The sequence below is a fragment of the Streptomyces sp. NBC_00310 genome (assembly GCF_036208085.1).
Classification (GTDB): Bacteria; Actinomycetota; Actinomycetes; order Streptomycetales; family Streptomycetaceae; genus Streptomyces.
Genome location: NZ_CP130714.1, coordinates 2,910,651 through 2,925,380, shown reverse-complemented (window position 1 = coordinate 2,925,380; position 14,730 = coordinate 2,910,651). Strand labels below are relative to the sequence as shown.

Sequence of the window (14,730 nt, the reverse complement as noted above, 5' to 3'; positions counted from 1 at the left end):
ACCGAATGGAATTCATCAAGTCGCAGTCGCGCACGCGCACGCAGTCGCACATACGCGTCTACAACGGCATGCCCGCCCGGGAGCTGGGCAGCGAGGGCTGGCACAAGCCCTGGAGCGGGGGCAACGGCGGCAACTGCCTGGAGGCCATGAAGCTCGCCGACGGCCGGATCGCCGTACGGCAGTCCACCGACCCCGACGGGCCGGCGCTGATCTACACGCCCGACGAGATGAACGCGTTCATCCAGGGCGCCAAGGCGGGGGTGGCCGACTTCCTGCTGTCGTGAGGCTTGTTGCGCACTTCCTGTTGTTCAGTCAATCTCCCTATGTTGGCCCTGAGTTGATCACCTGTTGCCGCAGAACCCCATGGAGTTCGTCATGAGCGGGCGTTCCCCCGTCGAGATCGACACGAGTAGACCCCACCCCGCGCGGATGTACGACTGGTACCTCGGCGGCAAGGACAACTATCCCGTCGACGAGGCCATGGGCAGGCAGATGCTGGCCCTGGACCCCCGGGTGCCGGTGATGGCACGGGTCAACCGTGCTTTCATGCACCGCTCCACACGCTGGCTGGCGGAGAACGGCGTACGCCAGTTCCTCGACATCGGCACCGGTATCCCGACCGAGCCGAACCTGCACCAGATCGCCCAGCGGGTCGCCCCCGAGGCGAGCGTCGTCTACTGCGACAACGACCCCATCGTGCTGGCCCACGCGGCGGCCCTGCTGCGCGGTACGCCCGAGGGGCGCACCGAGTATCTGCAGGCCGACGTGCGCGACCCGCACGCCGTCATCGAAGGCGCCAAGAAGGTGCTGGACTTCGGCCGGCCGGTGGCGCTCTCGCTGATCGCGCTGCTGCACTTCGTCTCCGACGAGGACGGCGCGCACGCCCTGGTCCAGCGGCTGATGTCCGAACTGCCCTCAGGCAGCTACCTGGTCGTCACCCATGCCACCGCCGACTTCACTCCGGAGGAGTCGAAGGTGGCGGTGGAGAAGCTCAAGGCCGCGGGCGTCACGCTGGCCCTGCGCTCCCGCGAGGAGTTCGCCCGTTTCTTCGACGGCCTCGAACTCGTCGACCCGGGCGTCGAGGTGCCCCACCGCTGGCACCCCGAACTCGGCGAACCCGTCCCCGGACAGGACGACGGGGTCATCCCGGGATACGGAGCGGTGGCACGTAAGCCGTAGGGCATGCGTGGACGGCCGTACGACATGCGCGGCGCAGGCTTCTCGGCCTGCGCCGCGTCATCATGACTGCGGGTGTCTGCGCCGAGTCATCAGGTCTGTGAGCGTCTGCGGGCATCTGCGGGCGCCGTGCGCGCCGTGTATGCCGTGGTGTGCGCCCGGCGCCTACACGTACGACCAGATACGACGCGGTGCGTCGACGATGCGGCTCATGACGACCACGGCGTCCGGCGGCTGCGCGGTGTCCCGCTCCCGCTCCAGCGTCAGCCCGTAGTAGATCTGCTCGATCGACGGCGGCCCGACCGACAGGTTGCGCCAAACCGCGCCGGGCGAGTCCTCCTGGCCGGTCCTCACGAGGTAGGCCGCGGCCATCGTCCCCGTACGGCCGACGCCGGCGCCGCAGTGCACGAACACCGGACCGGAACTCTCGGAGACGGTGTCGAGCAGACGCTGCACCTGCTCCGGCGTCGGGGTCTGCCCGTCGCGCATCGGCACGCGTACGACGTCGAGGCCCGCCTCGCGCGGCAGGGCGAGCTGGGCGGCGCTCAGGTTCTCGGCGCGCAGGTCGACGACCGTGGTGAAGCCGAGGTCGGCGAGCGCCCGGTAGCCGGCGGGCGAGGGAGCGGCCCCGCGCCACAGCTCGCCGTCCGTGCCGACGGGCTGGAAGTTGTGGACGCCCCGCAGCGACCGGGTCCCCTCGGGTGCCGAGGTCGTCTCACGCGCCACGTACGACACCGCCAGGATTCCGAGAGAACCCGCGCTCCACAGGGCGAGATAGCCGAGCAGCAGGCCGATCAGCGCACGCACCGCGTTCCGGCGGAGCGAGCGGGGCCGTGCGGGAGCGGTGGGGAGAGGGCCTGGGCGTACGGGCGGGGGCGTGAGGGCGACAGGCATGAATGACCCGAAGGGTTGGGGACGGGGGTCTGCTTCGCAGCGTATCCCGCACGAGGTAAGGGCTCTGTCTGTTTGTGTCCTACCTCACGGCTTTCGCGTCGATATGTAGTGATCAATGCTCTCGCTGTGTGCGCTGTGTGCGCTGTGTGCGCTGTGTGCGCTGTGTGTTCTGTTGGTCTTTGGGGCTCCGGGCTCGCTCACTCCTCGTCCGCGTCGCCGATGCCCACCACCGTGAGGTAGGCGCGGTCCACCTCGGCGTCCTCCAGGCAGCCGCGCAGCCGCAGGCGGTCGTGGTCGGTGAGGGCGGGGCGGACGACCCCGGCGAACAGGCCCTCGCCGAGTTCGCCGAGCGTGGTCCGCCGTAGAGGCACCGACGTGGAGTTCCGGCAGCGTTCCCAGGCCTGGGACGCCGCCATGGACTGCCGCTCGGCGGTCATCGACACCCCGCGCATGTCCACCCGGACCAGCACGGAGGTCGCCTCGGCCTCGTTACGCTCCTCTCTCTTGGTCTGGGTGAGGTCGGCGAGCCCGACGACCAGCGGGACCAGCAGGGCGGCGCCGACGCCCACGGTGATCAGCCGCCTCGCCCGGCCCCGGCTGCCGCCGCCGAGCGGGGCCTCGTCCTCCAGGTCGGCGTCCGGCGCCGGATCGGGCGCGGTCAGCGCGGCCAGCCGTCCGGCGAGGCGCCGCTCGGCCGTGGGCCGGGCCGTCACCGACGCGATCCGCTGCACCAGCCACGCGATCACCGACAGCACCACACCGGTGACCATCAGCACCGGCACGAAGACATACGTACGACTCGCCGGGTCCTCCAGCCAACGGAACCGGTCGCCCCGCTCGCGCGGGTGCGACTGCCGGAGCCGGGCGAGCGCGTCCTCGTGCCGCCGGTCACTCTCCCGGATCCGCTCCTCGATCCGCGCGAGACGCCCCAGCAGCACGATCCCCAGCAGCAGCACCCCGACGATCAGGAGCAGTACCCCGCTGAGGATGGCCCGCTGCCACTGCCACCGGTAGAGGTACACGACGAAGTAGACGGCCGCGCCCACCGCCGCCGCGCCCCCGAAGAGGTAGACGAGCCGTCTCATCACGACCCCTCCGACCGTACGTCGCCGCAGGCGCCGTCGACCGTCAGCCGGGTGCCCGGCGGGAAGCGGCGTACCGCGTCGTCGACGCCGACCACCGCCGGCACCCCGAACTCCCTGGCCAGCACGGCGAGATGGGACAGAGGGCTGCCCGTCTGCGCCACCAGCCCCGCGAGGTGGGGCAGCAGCGGGGCGAACGCCGGATCGAGGGTGCGGACCACCAGCACGGCGTCCGGCGGCCCGGTCCCGGCCCCGTCCCACACGGTGCCGATGCCCCGGCCGCCGGACACGCCCCGGCCTCCCTCGCCGGAACGCCCGGCGGCACGCTCGGCGACGACCACACCGCCGTTCGCCAGCCGGAACCTGTCCGGAAGCGAAGCGGACGCGGTCCGGGGCAGCCGCTCCTCGAAGTCCCGCGGCAGCCCCCCGACCTCCAGCGCGGTCACGAACTCCTTCCACCGCAACAGTCCCGCTCGCCGGGCCTCGCCCAGCACACCCCGCACGAGCAGTCTGCGCGCCGCCTCCCGCACCAGCCTGACCTGCAACTCCTGCACCCAGCGGATACGCAGCCGCAGGGCCTCGCGGGGCGGGAGAGAGCCCGGGGAGACGGAGACGGAGGCGGTGCGGTGGGGGGAGGGAAGGGGGGCCGTGTCGTGGTGGGGGTCGGAGACGGAGGAAGCGGTTGAGGCCGTAGCGGTAGCGGCGGCTGAGGCGGCTGAGGCGGCTGAGGCTGAGGAGATGGCTGAGGGTGCTGAGTCGGTGGAGGGGGCCGCCGTCGAGCCGTTCCGGTGGGCGGGCTCGGGCGGGGGCAGTCGCAGGTCGCCCCACAGGCTGGGGGCCGTCAGGGCGAGGATCACGGGGTCGGCGGCCACCACCTGGTGGTCCGGCAGGTTCCGGTCCCGGTACCTCGTCTCCGTGAGCGTGGCGAGGGCGGTGCCCGCGGCCGTGACGTGGGGTTCGGGGAGGAGAGCGCCCGCGAGGGCTTCCTGGGCGTGGAGCGAGACCAGGACGGCGCGCGTCCAGCGGAGGGTCGAGATCAGGTCGGCGGTCGGCAGCTCGGCGGTAGGCGGGGTCTCGGTCAGCCGACGGTCGACGTCGGCCACCAGGTCCGTCGTCAGCCCCGGCAACGTCTCGGTCAGCTGCCCCACTCGCCAGGAGGCACCGAGCCGCCGGGCACCCGGCGCCGGGTTGAGCCACGCCAGCCGGGGGTGTCTCGGCGGAACGGCGCCCAGCAGCCGCAGGTCCGCCGCGGCCCGGCCGCCGACCGCCGTGACGACCGGAGCCGTCCGCAGATGCCGACGTGGCGCCCTCCCGCCGATGTGGAGGGCGAAGGAAAGCCCCCGGGCCATCGGGGCCACCCACAGATCCTCCTCCAGCGGCTCCAGCTGCCCCGGCAATGTCTCCGCCACCGGCCCGGGGCCGAGCAGCCGGGCACCGCGCGGCGGCCGGGCCGCCATCGCCGTGATCGGACGGCTCTGGAAGAGCCACAACCGCCCGTCCTCGTCGAAACCGAACTCGAGGTCCTGCGGCCCGCCGAAGACCCGGGCGGCCCGGCGCGCGAGACGCGCGAGGCGACGCAGCTCGGAGGCGGTGAGCAACGGCTCGGGGACGGCCGGCCGCAGGGCACCGGACGCCTCCGCCGACCTCACGGACTTCCGTGGCCCCACCGTTCCCCCCGGCTGTGCCGGCCTCGGCGTCCGCGCCGAGTCGTTCGGCTCCTCTGGTGGCCTCCGCTCCCTCTCCCGCCTCGTCCCTGCCGCCCCTCCCGCCTCTGCCGCCCCCTTCGCCTCCGTCGCCTCCCCCTCCTCCGCCGACTCCGTCCGCAGCAGCCGCCCCCACCGGCTCAACCAGTAACTCGTTCCCGGCTGCTCCCCGCTGACCAGCGTGTCGGGCCCGCCCCGCACCGCGCTGACCAGCATCCGATCGGTCCGCCCGGCCACGGGGTCCGCGCCGAACAGCACACCCCCGACCCGGGCCCTGAGCATCGGCTGGACCAGCACCGCCATGGGTGCGCTGTCGCCCTCGGGCCGCCGCGCCGAGCCGAGCACGGTGCGCACCGCCGCCCGGAACTCCTCCCATCCCCGCACATCGAGCACCGAGTCGAACTGCCCCGCCAGCGAGGACTCCTCCGTGTCCTCCTGCGGCGAGGAGGACCGTACGACGAGGGGGCGGGCACCGTGCCGGGACAGCTCGGCCCAGGCGCGCGACAAGGCAGAGCCCTCGGAGATGTCAGAGATGGCAGAGATATCGGAGGCTTCCTCCGCGCCTGCGCCCCCGTGTGAGCCGTCCGAGGCGCGTGCGCCGGGCGCGATCACGAAGCCGGGCAGCACCGGCAGTCCCGCGCCGGCCGCTCGCGCGAGGTGGGCGGCCTTGGAACCCGTGAGCAGGGGGAGTGCGGCTGTCGGCCGGTTCAGGGCGACGACGTGAGAACGGAGTGTGCCGCCGCTCCGGGGCGGAGCCCCGCCGTGCGCACCTTCTCCGTGTTCTCCGTGACGTTCGTCGAGCGTCGTCATCGAGCACCCTCCAGGACCGGCCGCCAACAGGAGGGGATGCGAGGGAGAGGCCCTACGCCTGACGACGGACCGAAGGATGGGGGCAGAGCACCGCCGGATCGTGGACGCCTGCGGTGACAGCGGTGACAGCGGTGACGTACCTCCTGACGTCATTGGTCCCACCGTCGTCGATTTCCTGTCGACCGGGAGTCACCGCCAGGCCGCCAGGCCAGCAGGCCAGCAGGCCTCCGGCTTCCGGCCCGCCGACCGTCGCAAGCCGCTCACCCGGGCGGCAGTACCCCGCACAGCGCCTCCACGGCCGCCCCGTACGCGTGCTCCGGGGGCGTCGCGTACCCCACGACGAGCCCGTCCGGGGCGTCCCCCGTCGCCTCGGGATGCCGGAACGCCGCCAGCCCGTCGAGCACGACGCCCCGCCAGGCCGCCGCCTTCACCGCGGACCGCTCGGTCCCGGGCGGCAGCCGCAGCAGGGCGTGCAGTCCGGCGGCGATCCCGGTGACCTCGATGCGCGGCGCGTGCGTGGCGAGGGCCGCGACCAGCCGGTCCCGCCGCGCCCGGTACCGCTGCCGCATACGCCTCACATGACGGTCGCACGCCCCGGAGACCACGAAGTCCGCGAGCGCCGGCTGTTTCGGCCCGCTCGCCCACGCCTCCCGTTCGCCCTTCACCTTCAGTACGGCGTCGACGTACCGCTCCGGCAGGACCATCCATCCCAGCCGCAACGCCGGCGACAGGCTCTTGCTGACCGAGCCGATGTGCACGACCCGCTCGGGATCCAGGCCCTGCACGGCCCCGACCGGCTTGCGGTCGTAGCGGAACTCCCCGTCGTAGTCGTCCTCCAGAATGAGCCCGCCACGCGCGCGTGCCCAGTCCACGACAGCGGCCCGCCGGGCGGGAGGCAACGGCCCACCGGTGGGGAACTGGTGTGCGGGCGTGAGCAGCTCGGCCCTCTCCCGGCCCAGCCCGTCCACCCGGGCACCGTCCTCGTCCAGCGGCAGCGGAACCGTCCGTACGGCGGCCTCCGCCAGCAGCTCACGATGGAAACCCAGACCGTACGACTCCACGGCCAGCGGCCCCCGCAGCACCCGGCCGTGGAACAGCAGCCGCAGCGCGTGCGCGAAACCTGAGCAGACCACGATCCGCGACGGCTCGGTCCGCACCCCACGCGCGGGTGCCAGGTATGCGGTGAGCGCCTCCCGGAGCTCGACCCGGCCGGCCGGATCACCCGGCCCGAACGCCTCGTTGGGCGCCTGCGTCAACGCCCTGCGGTACGAAGCGGCCCAGGCCGCCCGCGGGAACGCCGACGCGTCCGGCGTGCCCTGCCGCAGATGGTGCCTGGGCCCCCGCGCGCGTGGAGGCGCCTTCCGGGGTACGCGCGCGGGGGCGCCCAGTGGTTCGGCCCGCTCGGCGACCCGGGTACCCGACCCCTGCCGGGCCGTCAGCCAGCCCTCCGCGACCAGCTCCGCGTACGCGTCGGCGACCGTGTTGCGGGCGATGCCCAGGTCCGCGGCGAGCGAGCGGTACGGGGGCAGCCGGGTGCCCGGACGAGTCGGCCTCCGCGCACCGCGTCCCGCAGCGCCCGGATCAGCGCCGCCCGCCGCCCGCCCCCACCGGACAGTTCGAGATGCAGATCGGCCCCGATCCGCTCCGTAGAATTGACCCATGAATCCACCATAGAAATGCACCCTACGGCAGGTCTTTCCATCGAATAGATTCATGGTCATGACGACGAACACGACAGCGACCAACACGACAACGGCGAACACCACAACGGCGAACGTGACAGCGACGAACGGGACGGCGGCGAACGGGATGAGCGACAGCGGCGCGGCGGTGGGAACCCCGGCGGTGGCCGCACCCCCTCGCCTCGACTTCGCGAAGTCCGCCCGCAACGTCTTCCGCGCCCTCATCGGCTTCGACGCGGCGGCTCGCGAGGGCATCGACCCGGCCCTGGTCGAACTGATCCAGATCCGCGCCTCCCACCTCAACCACTGCGCCTACTGCCTCCACATGCACACCAACGACGCCCGCAAGGCCGGTGAGAGCGAGGACCGGCTCCACATGATCCCGGTCTGGCGCGAGGCCCGGCACTTCTTCACCGCCCGCGAACAGGCCGCGCTCGCCCTCACCGAAGCGGTCACCCTCGTCGCCGACGGCGGCGTCCCCGACGACGTCTACGCCGAAGCCGCCACCCACTTCGACGACACCGAACTGGCCCACGTCCTCGCCCTGATCTTCACCATCAACACGTGGAACCGCATAGCCCTCTCCACGGCCAAGCAAGCAGGCACGGACACCCGCTGAGCCTTCGACGCCGCCGGCCCTCCCCGCCTCGGTCGCCTCATCCCGTCGCGGCCCGTCCCGCGGTCGGCGGCTACGCCGTCATGGGGCGGTCGTACGGTCCGATCGGTGACGGGAGACGGTCCGCGCCGGTCAGCCGGCGGTCGACCGCGGCGGCCACCGACCGCCCCTCGGCGATCGCCCAGACGATGAGGGACTGCCCACGGGCGGCGTCCCCGGCGGCGTACACGCCGGGCACGTTCGTCGCGAAGTCCGGCCCCCGCGTGATCGTCCCGCGCGGGTCGAGGGCCAGCCCGAGCTGCTCGACGAGTCCGTCCTGACGGTCCGGCCCGGAGAACCCGAGCGCGAGCAGGACGAGATCGGCGGGCAGTGTCCGCCCGGTACCGGGCCGGGCCTGCCGCCGTTCGTCCACCTCGACCAGATGCAGCTCCCGTACATGCTCCGTCTCGTCCCCGGTGAAGCGGAGCGTGGACGCCGCGAAGAGCCGCGCGTCCGCGTCCGCCGCCGGCGCCGACCGAAGGTCACGCGCCTCCTCGTGCGCCGCCGAGAGCCGATAGACCTTCGGATACGTCGGCCACGGATCGACGTCCTCGTCGCGCTCCGCCTCCGGCAGCGGATAGATGTCCAACTGGGTCACCGACGCCGCCCCTTCCCGCACCGCCGTCCCCAGACAGTCGGCCCCCGTGTCACCGCCCCCGACGATCACGACATGCTTCCCGGCCGCCGACAACGGCGACACCGTCAGATCCCCCTCACACACCCGGTCGGCCAGCGGCAGATACTCCATCGCCTGATGAATGCCGTCCAACTCCCGGCCGGGCACGCCCAGTTCCCGCCACGCCGTGGCGCCTGTGGCGATCACCACCGCGTCGTACCGGGCTCGCAGCTCCGCCGCTCCGACGTCCTTCCCCACGGCGGTCGACGTACGGAACTTCGTGCCCTCCGCCCGCATCTGTTCCAACCGCCGGTCCAGATGCCGCTTCTCCATCTTGAACGCCGGGATCCCGTACCGCAGCAACCCCCCGATCCGGTCGGCCCGTTCGTACACGGCGACCGTGTGCCCGGCCCGCGTCAGCTGCTGTGCCGCCGCCAGCCCGGTGGGCCCCGAGCCGATGACGGCGACCGTCTTCCCGGACAGCCGGTCGGGCGGACGCGGCGGCGTGAACCCGTCCTCCCAGGCCCGGTCCGCGATGGCCACCTCCACGTTCTTGATGGTCACCGCGGGCTGGTTGATCGCCAGCACGCACCCCGCCTCACAGGGCGCGGGACACAACCGCCCGGTGAACTCGGGGAAGTTGTTCGTGGCGTGCAGCCGGTCGCTCGCCGCCCGCCAGTCCTCCCGCGACACGAGGTCGTTCCACTCGGGGATCAGGTTCCCCAGTGGACAGGCCTCGTGGCAGAACGGGATCCCACAGTCCATACAGCGGTCGGCCTGCTTGCTGATGATCGGCAGAAGCGCCCCGGGAACATACACCTCGTCCCAGTCCCGCACCCGCTCCTCCACGGGCCGACGGGGCCACTCCTCGCGTGACGTGGTCATAAAACCCTTGGGATCGGCCATGGCCGTCTCCCTCACGTGATGCGTACGCGTACGGGCACGGCCGTACACCGGCGGACTCGGATCGGGCGGGGCATGGGGCGCAGGGCGCGAAGCGCGTGGCTGTACGCCAACCGGCGGCACTCTCTTCCCGCCACGATACGACGCGTCCGCCGCCCCCGCCTCAGGCGAGCGCCAGCAGATACGACAGGGCCGCGGCGGCCGAGGCGACCGTCCGGACGTGGTTCCACGTCGTCCACCGGTTCACGTACTCGCGCCAGTACGCCGCGGCCTCCCGTGTGCCCGCGTCCAGCTTGGCGAGCGTCTCGTTGCGCGGCACGTTCGCCACCATCGTGACCCCGAAGCAGCCGAACAGATAAAGCACGCTGCCCAGCAGCAGCTCCACCCTTCCCTGGTCCGGCCACAGCACGAACGTCACGACGGCCAGCACTGCGCAGAGCACCGCCGTACCGACGAACACGAACATGAACGCGGGTGTCAGGGCGCTCACGTTGATCGCCTGCATCGCCGCCACGCCCTGCGCCGGCGGCAACGACGCCAGCCCCTTCATCACGAACGTCGAGAACCCGCAGAACACACCCGCCACGATCGCCGTCCCGAGCAGGCCCAGCACCGTCAGTACGAAGTACGGCCCATCGATCATGTCCGCTCCCACCTCGATCCCCCGAATCCACAGATCCTGCACTCCACCCACCGTCACCACAAGCGAACGTCCGTGCAGCCACAGTCACCATGGTCGAGACGCGCGCCCCATGCGCGAGCGTCCACGCCGCTCTGCCGCGGTCTCGCATCCGGGCTTCAGCCCGCCGCCCGCCACCCCCGCAGCGTCGTCTCCACCACCCCCGCGATCCGCCGTCGCGCCTCGTACCGGGCCATGCCGGTCATCAGGAGCCGGTCGTACGGCGTGTCCACGTGCCGTACGGAGGCGATGACCGCCGAGGTCACCGCGGCCTCCGACAGGGCGCGCCCCGCGGCGCTGCGGCCCACGCGGCCGCTGCCGCGCACCGAGGCGTGGGCGGCGATCTCCCGGGCCCGCTCGTCCGGGCACGCGGGGAACAGCCGCCGTATCTCCGTGGCGAAAGCGTCCGTGAAGCGCACGTCCTCCGCCGCCCGCCGCCGTGCGTCCCGCAGCCGACGGCGGCGCCGTGCCTCCGCGTCCGCCAGGCATCGTTCCTCGGCCCGGGCGAGCGCGGCCTCCTCCACCAGGACACCTTGCCGCTCGTACCGGCTCCGGCGCCGGTTGAACCGTACGACCACGGCCGACAGCGCACTCTCCTCCCGGGCTCGCCGCGTGAGCGCGGTGTCGCCCCGGGGCAGGAACACCAGGTGCCCGAGGTCCGCGCAGTCGAGGCAGCGCGGCGCTCCCTCCTCCAGCACCAGCATCGCCACCGGGCCGCCCCGGCACTCGGCGCAGTGCTTCTTCCTGAGTGCCTGCACGACGACAAGTCCGGTACGGGGCGGGGGAGTAGCGAGTGCTGCCATACGCGGTTCATTCCCCTGGGTGGCCGCATGGTCACGCGGTCGTCGGGCCGGCCTCCCGGCCGACTCGGGCCTGGTTCGCCGTGCGCGGCATCATGGGCCGTGTGCGATTCGAAGCGATCACCTGGGAACGGCTCGGCGACCTCCTCGCCAACCGCCTCCTCGACCTGAAGCCGGAGGACGGCTCGCCCTGGCCGCGCATCGCCTTCGACGGCGCCCCGGCCGCCCGCCCGGGCGACCTCGCCGTCCGGGTGTCGGAGGCGCTGCGCATACGCGGCCGGTCCTCGCTCGTCGTGGGCACCGAGGGCTTCCTCCGGCCCGCCTCGCTCCGGTTCGAGTACGGCCACGAGGACGTGGAGGCGTACTACGACGGCTGGTTCGACACCGCCGCGCTGTGGCGCGAGGTCTTCGGCCCGCTCGATCCCGGCGGTACGGGCCGGGTCCTGCCCGACCTCTGGGACCCCACCAGCGACCGCGCGACCCGCAGTCCCTACGTCCCGCTCCCGCCCGGTGCGATCCTGCTGACGCACGGTCCCCTCCTCCTCAAACACTGGTTCCCCTTCGATCTGACCGTCCATGTCCTCCTGTCCCCGGGCGCCCTGCGCCGCCGCACCCCCGAGGGCGAGCACTGGACCCTCCCCGCCTTCGAGCGCTACGAGACCGAAACCGCCCCGGCCGCCACCGCCGATGTCCTGGTGCGCGCCGACGACCCGCGGCACCCGGCCTGGAACGGCTGACGACCGGCGGTCCTCGGCGACACCGCCGAGATACTCCCCGACGAGGACAAACGCCTTGCGCGCGAGCTTTCGCACAAGTACCTCGGCATCGACCCTCCGGCGGAGAGGGACGACGAGGTCCGCGTGATCATCCGGGTCGTCCCGGAGCGGATCGTCCACTTCGCCGCCTGAGGCACCCACGTCCGGTGCGGGGGTGGGAAGGACTCCTTCCGAGTGCGCTTCACCCCGGTCGCGGCAAGAATGAAGGGCGCCGGGACTAGCGGTGCGTCCTGCGCCGCGCCGGCCGTCCGGCACCGGGAGGTACTACATGACCACCGCCGGAGACGTCATGCACCGCGGCGCTCAGTGGATCCCCGCCCACGAGACCCTGGACCGCGCCGCCCAGCTGATGCGTCAGCTGAACGTCGGAGCACTCCCCATCAGCGACCAGAACGAACGGCTCTGTGGCATCCTCACCGACCGCGACATCGTCGTCGGCTGTGTCGCCCTGGGCCATGACCCCTCGACGATCACGGCCGGCGAGCTGGCCAAGGGCACCCCGCGCTGGATCGACGCGAACGCCGACATCAGCGAGGTGCTCCAGGAGATGAAGGGGCACCAGATCCGTCGGCTCCCGGTGATCGAGAACAAGCGTCTCGTCGGCATGATCAGCGAGGCCGACCTGGCCCATCATCTGTCCGACGACCAGATCGCCGCCTGGGTGGAGAGCGTCTACGCGAAGAGCGCGACGCCCTGACCCGCTCGATCACTCCCCGCTGCGGCAGTCACAGCCACCCGTTGCGCTTGAAGCCCCGGTAGAGGGTGATGCAGCCGGTGGCTATGACTCCCAGGACCAGTGGGTAGCCGAACCTCCAGTGCAGCTCGGGCATGTGCTCGAAGTTCATGCCGTAGACCCCGCACACCATGGTCGGCACGGCGATCAGCGCCGCCCATGCCGTGATCTTCCGCATGTCCTCGTTCTGCGCCACGCTGACCTGCGCGAGATGCGCCTGCAGGATGGAGTTCAGGAGTTCGTCGAATGCGGCGATCTGCTCGGTGGCCCGCAGCAAGTGGTCGGAGACGTCCCGGAAGTAGGCCTGTATCTCCGGGTCCACCACCCGGATCGGTCGCGTGGTGAGCTCCAGGAGCGGACGGGCGAGTGGGGCCACCGCCCGCTTCAGTTCGAGCAGTTCGCGCTTGAGCTGGTAGATGCGCCCCGGGTCGACGCGCGCGCCGTTCGCGGCGAACACATCGGTCTCGACCTGGTCGATGTCCGTCTGGACGGAGTCTGTGACGTTCAGATAGTCGTCGACCACGTGGTCCGCGATCGCGTGCAGTACCGCGGCGGGTCCCTTGGTCAACTGCTCCGGATTCGCCTCCAGTTCCTCGCGCAGCGGGCCGAGCGAGCCGTGCCGCCCGTGCCGTACCGTGATCACGAAGTCGGCGCCGACGAAGACCATGATCTCGCCGGTGTGCACCACCTCGCTGGTCGCGGTCAGTTCGGTGTGCTCGACGTAGCAGACCGTCTTGAACACCGCGAACAGGGTGTCGCCGTAGCGCTCCAGCTTCGGGCGCTGATGGGCCTCGACCGCGTCCTCCACCGCCAGGGGGTGCAGGTCGAAGAGCTCGGCGATGCCGGCGAACTCCCGCTGCGTCGGCTCGTGCAGCCCCAGCCAGACGAAGCCGTGGTCGTGCCTGCGGACCTGCTTGACGGCCTCGACGACATCACGGCCGCCGGGGGAGCGGACGCCTTTGTGGTACGTCACGCAGTTCACCACCGAGGTGCCCAGCGGGGAGCGGGCCGGGTGGCTGAGGTCGACGCGCGGGCGCCGTCGGGCCAGCCGTGCCATCTTGCGAAGGCCGCCGACCCTGTCGAGGCCGGTGACCTTCCGCAGATTCCCTGCCATGGACATCTGGATCTCCTTGCGTGGATCTCCTCGCACCGCACTTCGTGCCTTGTCGCGCCAGTTTGCCAGGGCCGCACGAGAGCCGGACAAGGCTGTGGGAACGGAGCGTTCCGCTTCACTTGTAGACGTCCCATCTGCCCGGCCGTTCCGAGCCGGTCCTCGGGTCCGGTCGCCGCCGGGCGATCTGGAGGACTGCGGGAGAGTCGCCATCGGCGACAAGTCGGGCAAATGGGATGATCGCGGCATGATGCGAACCGACGGGTATCTCCTCGACCACCGGCAGGCCGAGACGGGGCAGGGCCCCGACGCCTTCGCCGCGCTCTTCGACGCCGCGACGTTCCGGCACATGGAGGGCTTCGGCCTGGGTTCCGGCTGGCGCTGCTGGGAGGTCGGCGCGGGCGGCACTTCCGTGGTCTCCTGGCTGGCCAAGAAGGTCGGCCCGACCGGCAAGGTCATGGCGACCGACACCGACATCTCATGGGCCGTTCCCTCGGTCACCCGCCCCCCGGTGGAGGCCCTCGTCCACCATCTGGGCGTCGACCAGCCGCCGGGGGACGGCTTCGACCTCGTCCACGCCCGGCTCGCCCTGGCTCACGCACCGGACCGTGAGCAGGCGCTGCTGTCGATGATCAAGGCTCTACGTCCCGGCGGACGACTCCTGATCGAGGACGCCGACACCGCCCTCCAACCCCTTGCCTGTCTCGAGGAATCCGGCCCCGAGCACCAGCTGGCCAACCGGCTCCGCCAGGCCGTCCGCGCGCTGCTCGCCGAACGCGGAATCGACCCGGCGCACGGCCGCAGACTCCCGCGCCTGCTGCGTGCGGCGGGACTGCGCGGGGTGGAGGCCGACGCGTACTTCCCCGTCGCCGCACCGGCCTGCGCCGCCCTGGAGGCGACGACCATCGACCGGCTCCGCGAAGCGCTCGTCACGGCGCACCACGCCACGGCGGAGGAGATCGACCAGCACCTGGCCAACGTGGCCTCCGGCACGATGGACGTCGTCGCCCCGCCGCTGATCTCGGCGTGGGGACGGAAGGCGTAGCGGCATGTCCCGCCCCACGACGGGGCGCGGGCACCCACCGCCCGACGACCTACGGCGCTGCCCGA

Annotated in this window: 13 protein-coding genes and 1 pseudogene; 6 read left to right on the top strand and 8 right to left on the bottom strand. The window is 72.1% G+C overall.

Annotation, left to right across the window (positions count from 1 at the left end; genetic code table 11):
- Nucleotides 1-5: 5 nt before the first annotated feature.
- Both OG202_RS12890 and OG202_RS12885 read left to right on the top strand, forming a co-directional pair.
- The gene (locus tag OG202_RS12890) at nt 6-284 is read left to right on the top strand and encodes a DUF397 domain-containing protein (RefSeq protein ID WP_326583570.1); all 279 of its coding nucleotides are present in this window, start codon (nt 6-8) and stop codon (nt 282-284) included.
- A 79-nt stretch (nt 285-363) separates the two neighbouring features.
- Complete coding sequence (locus OG202_RS12885; protein ID WP_443052343.1) at nt 364-1,179, top strand: SAM-dependent methyltransferase; 816 nt, start codon at nt 364-366, stop codon at nt 1,177-1,179.
- A gap of 162 nt (nt 1,180-1,341) precedes the next feature.
- On the opposite strand, the gene OG202_RS12880 is transcribed toward OG202_RS12885, so the two are convergent.
- The 4 genes and pseudogenes from OG202_RS12880 to pdxR all read right to left on the bottom strand — a co-directional run bounded on the left by OG202_RS12880 (nt 1,342) and on the right by pdxR (nt 7,337).
- The gene (locus tag OG202_RS12880) at nt 1,342-1,983 is read right to left on the bottom strand and encodes a protein-tyrosine phosphatase family protein (protein WP_327730245.1); all 642 of its coding nucleotides are present in this window, start codon (nt 1,981-1,983) and stop codon (nt 1,342-1,344) included.
- 284 nt (nt 1,984-2,267) lie between these two features.
- Nucleotides 2,268-3,155 (bottom strand): hypothetical protein, encoded by an 888-nt coding sequence (locus tag OG202_RS12875; RefSeq protein WP_327730246.1) that lies wholly within the window; start codon nt 3,153-3,155, stop codon nt 2,268-2,270.
- Nucleotides 3,155-5,665: a PEP/pyruvate-binding domain-containing protein gene (locus tag OG202_RS12870; protein WP_327730247.1), complete on the bottom strand. Its 2,511-nt coding sequence runs from the start codon at nt 5,663-5,665 to the stop codon at nt 3,155-3,157. Before OG202_RS12870 ends, OG202_RS12875 begins: the two co-directional genes overlap by 1 nt.
- Before the next feature lie 260 nt (nt 5,666-5,925).
- Nucleotides 5,926-7,337 (bottom strand): annotated as a pseudogene (gene pdxR / locus OG202_RS12865) (MocR-like pyridoxine biosynthesis transcription factor PdxR).
- Between the two features lie 41 nt (nt 7,338-7,378).
- On the opposite strand from pdxR, the gene OG202_RS12860 reads away from it, so the two are divergent.
- Nucleotides 7,379-7,966 carry a carboxymuconolactone decarboxylase family protein gene (locus tag OG202_RS12860; protein ID WP_443052240.1) on the top strand — a complete coding sequence of 196 codons (588 nt, stop codon included), beginning with the start codon at nt 7,379-7,381 and terminating at the stop codon, nt 7,964-7,966.
- Between the two features lie 70 nt (nt 7,967-8,036).
- On the opposite strand, the gene OG202_RS12855 is transcribed toward OG202_RS12860, so the two are convergent.
- From OG202_RS12855 to OG202_RS12845, 3 genes are all read right to left on the bottom strand, one after another.
- Nucleotides 8,037-9,524, bottom strand: coding sequence for a glutamate synthase subunit beta (locus tag OG202_RS12855; protein ID WP_327730248.1), 1,488 nt, complete (start codon nt 9,522-9,524; stop codon nt 8,037-8,039).
- 160 nt (nt 9,525-9,684) lie between these two features.
- Nucleotides 9,685-10,164, bottom strand: coding sequence for an anthrone oxygenase family protein (locus tag OG202_RS12850; protein WP_326583573.1), 480 nt, complete (start codon nt 10,162-10,164; stop codon nt 9,685-9,687).
- Nucleotides 10,165-10,319: 155 nt separating this feature from the next.
- On the bottom strand, nt 10,320-11,003 hold the full coding sequence (locus OG202_RS12845) for a DUF2293 domain-containing protein (RefSeq protein WP_327730249.1): 684 nt from the start codon (nt 11,001-11,003) through the stop codon (nt 10,320-10,322).
- 92 nt (nt 11,004-11,095) lie between these two features.
- Here OG202_RS12845 and OG202_RS12840 point away from each other — a divergent pair, with 92 nt between their 5' ends.
- Both OG202_RS12840 and OG202_RS12835 read left to right on the top strand, forming a co-directional pair.
- Entirely contained in the window at nt 11,096-11,737 is a 642-nt protein-coding gene (locus OG202_RS12840) for a uridine kinase (RefSeq protein ID WP_327730250.1), read from the top strand.
- A 307-nt stretch (nt 11,738-12,044) separates the two neighbouring features.
- A complete protein-coding gene (locus OG202_RS12835; RefSeq protein WP_326583576.1) occupies nt 12,045-12,473 on the top strand; it encodes a CBS domain-containing protein in 429 nt (142 codons plus the stop codon).
- Between the two features lie 28 nt (nt 12,474-12,501).
- On the opposite strand, the gene OG202_RS12830 is transcribed toward OG202_RS12835, so the two are convergent.
- Complete coding sequence (locus OG202_RS12830) at nt 12,502-13,629, bottom strand: magnesium and cobalt transport protein CorA (protein ID WP_326583577.1); 1,128 nt, start codon at nt 13,627-13,629, stop codon at nt 12,502-12,504.
- 238 nt (nt 13,630-13,867) lie between these two features.
- Between OG202_RS12830 and OG202_RS12825 the strand changes: the two genes are divergently transcribed.
- Nucleotides 13,868-14,665, top strand: coding sequence for a methyltransferase domain-containing protein (locus OG202_RS12825; protein ID WP_328222757.1), 798 nt, complete (start codon nt 13,868-13,870; stop codon nt 14,663-14,665).
- Nucleotides 14,666-14,730 lie beyond the last annotated feature (65 nt).

Coding starts and splice junctions, on each gene's coding strand:
- OG202_RS12870 (WP_327730247.1), bottom strand. CDS start 5,665: ATGACGACGCTCGACGAACGTCACGGAGAACACGGAGAAGGTGCGCAC.
- OG202_RS12850 (WP_326583573.1), bottom strand. CDS start 10,164: ATGATCGATGGGCCGTACTTCGTACTGACGGTGCTGGGCCTGCTCGGG.
- OG202_RS12845 (WP_327730249.1), bottom strand. CDS start 11,003: ATGGCAGCACTCGCTACTCCCCCGCCCCGTACCGGACTTGTCGTCGTG.
- OG202_RS12855 (WP_327730248.1), bottom strand. CDS start 9,524: ATGGCCGATCCCAAGGGTTTTATGACCACGTCACGCGAGGAGTGGCCC.
- OG202_RS12830 (WP_326583577.1), bottom strand. CDS start 13,629: ATGTCCATGGCAGGGAATCTGCGGAAGGTCACCGGCCTCGACAGGGTC.
- OG202_RS12840 (WP_327730250.1), top strand. CDS start 11,096: ATGGGCCGTGTGCGATTCGAAGCGATCACCTGGGAACGGCTCGGCGAC.
- OG202_RS12885 (WP_443052343.1), top strand. CDS start 364: ATGGAGTTCGTCATGAGCGGGCGTTCCCCCGTCGAGATCGACACGAGT.
- OG202_RS12860 (WP_443052240.1), top strand. CDS start 7,379: ATGGTCATGACGACGAACACGACAGCGACCAACACGACAACGGCGAAC.
- OG202_RS12825 (WP_328222757.1), top strand. CDS start 13,868: ATGATGCGAACCGACGGGTATCTCCTCGACCACCGGCAGGCCGAGACG.
- OG202_RS12890 (WP_326583570.1), top strand. CDS start 6: ATGGAATTCATCAAGTCGCAGTCGCGCACGCGCACGCAGTCGCACATA.
- OG202_RS12875 (WP_327730246.1), bottom strand. CDS start 3,155: ATGAGACGGCTCGTCTACCTCTTCGGGGGCGCGGCGGCGGTGGGCGCG.
- OG202_RS12835 (WP_326583576.1), top strand. CDS start 12,045: ATGACCACCGCCGGAGACGTCATGCACCGCGGCGCTCAGTGGATCCCC.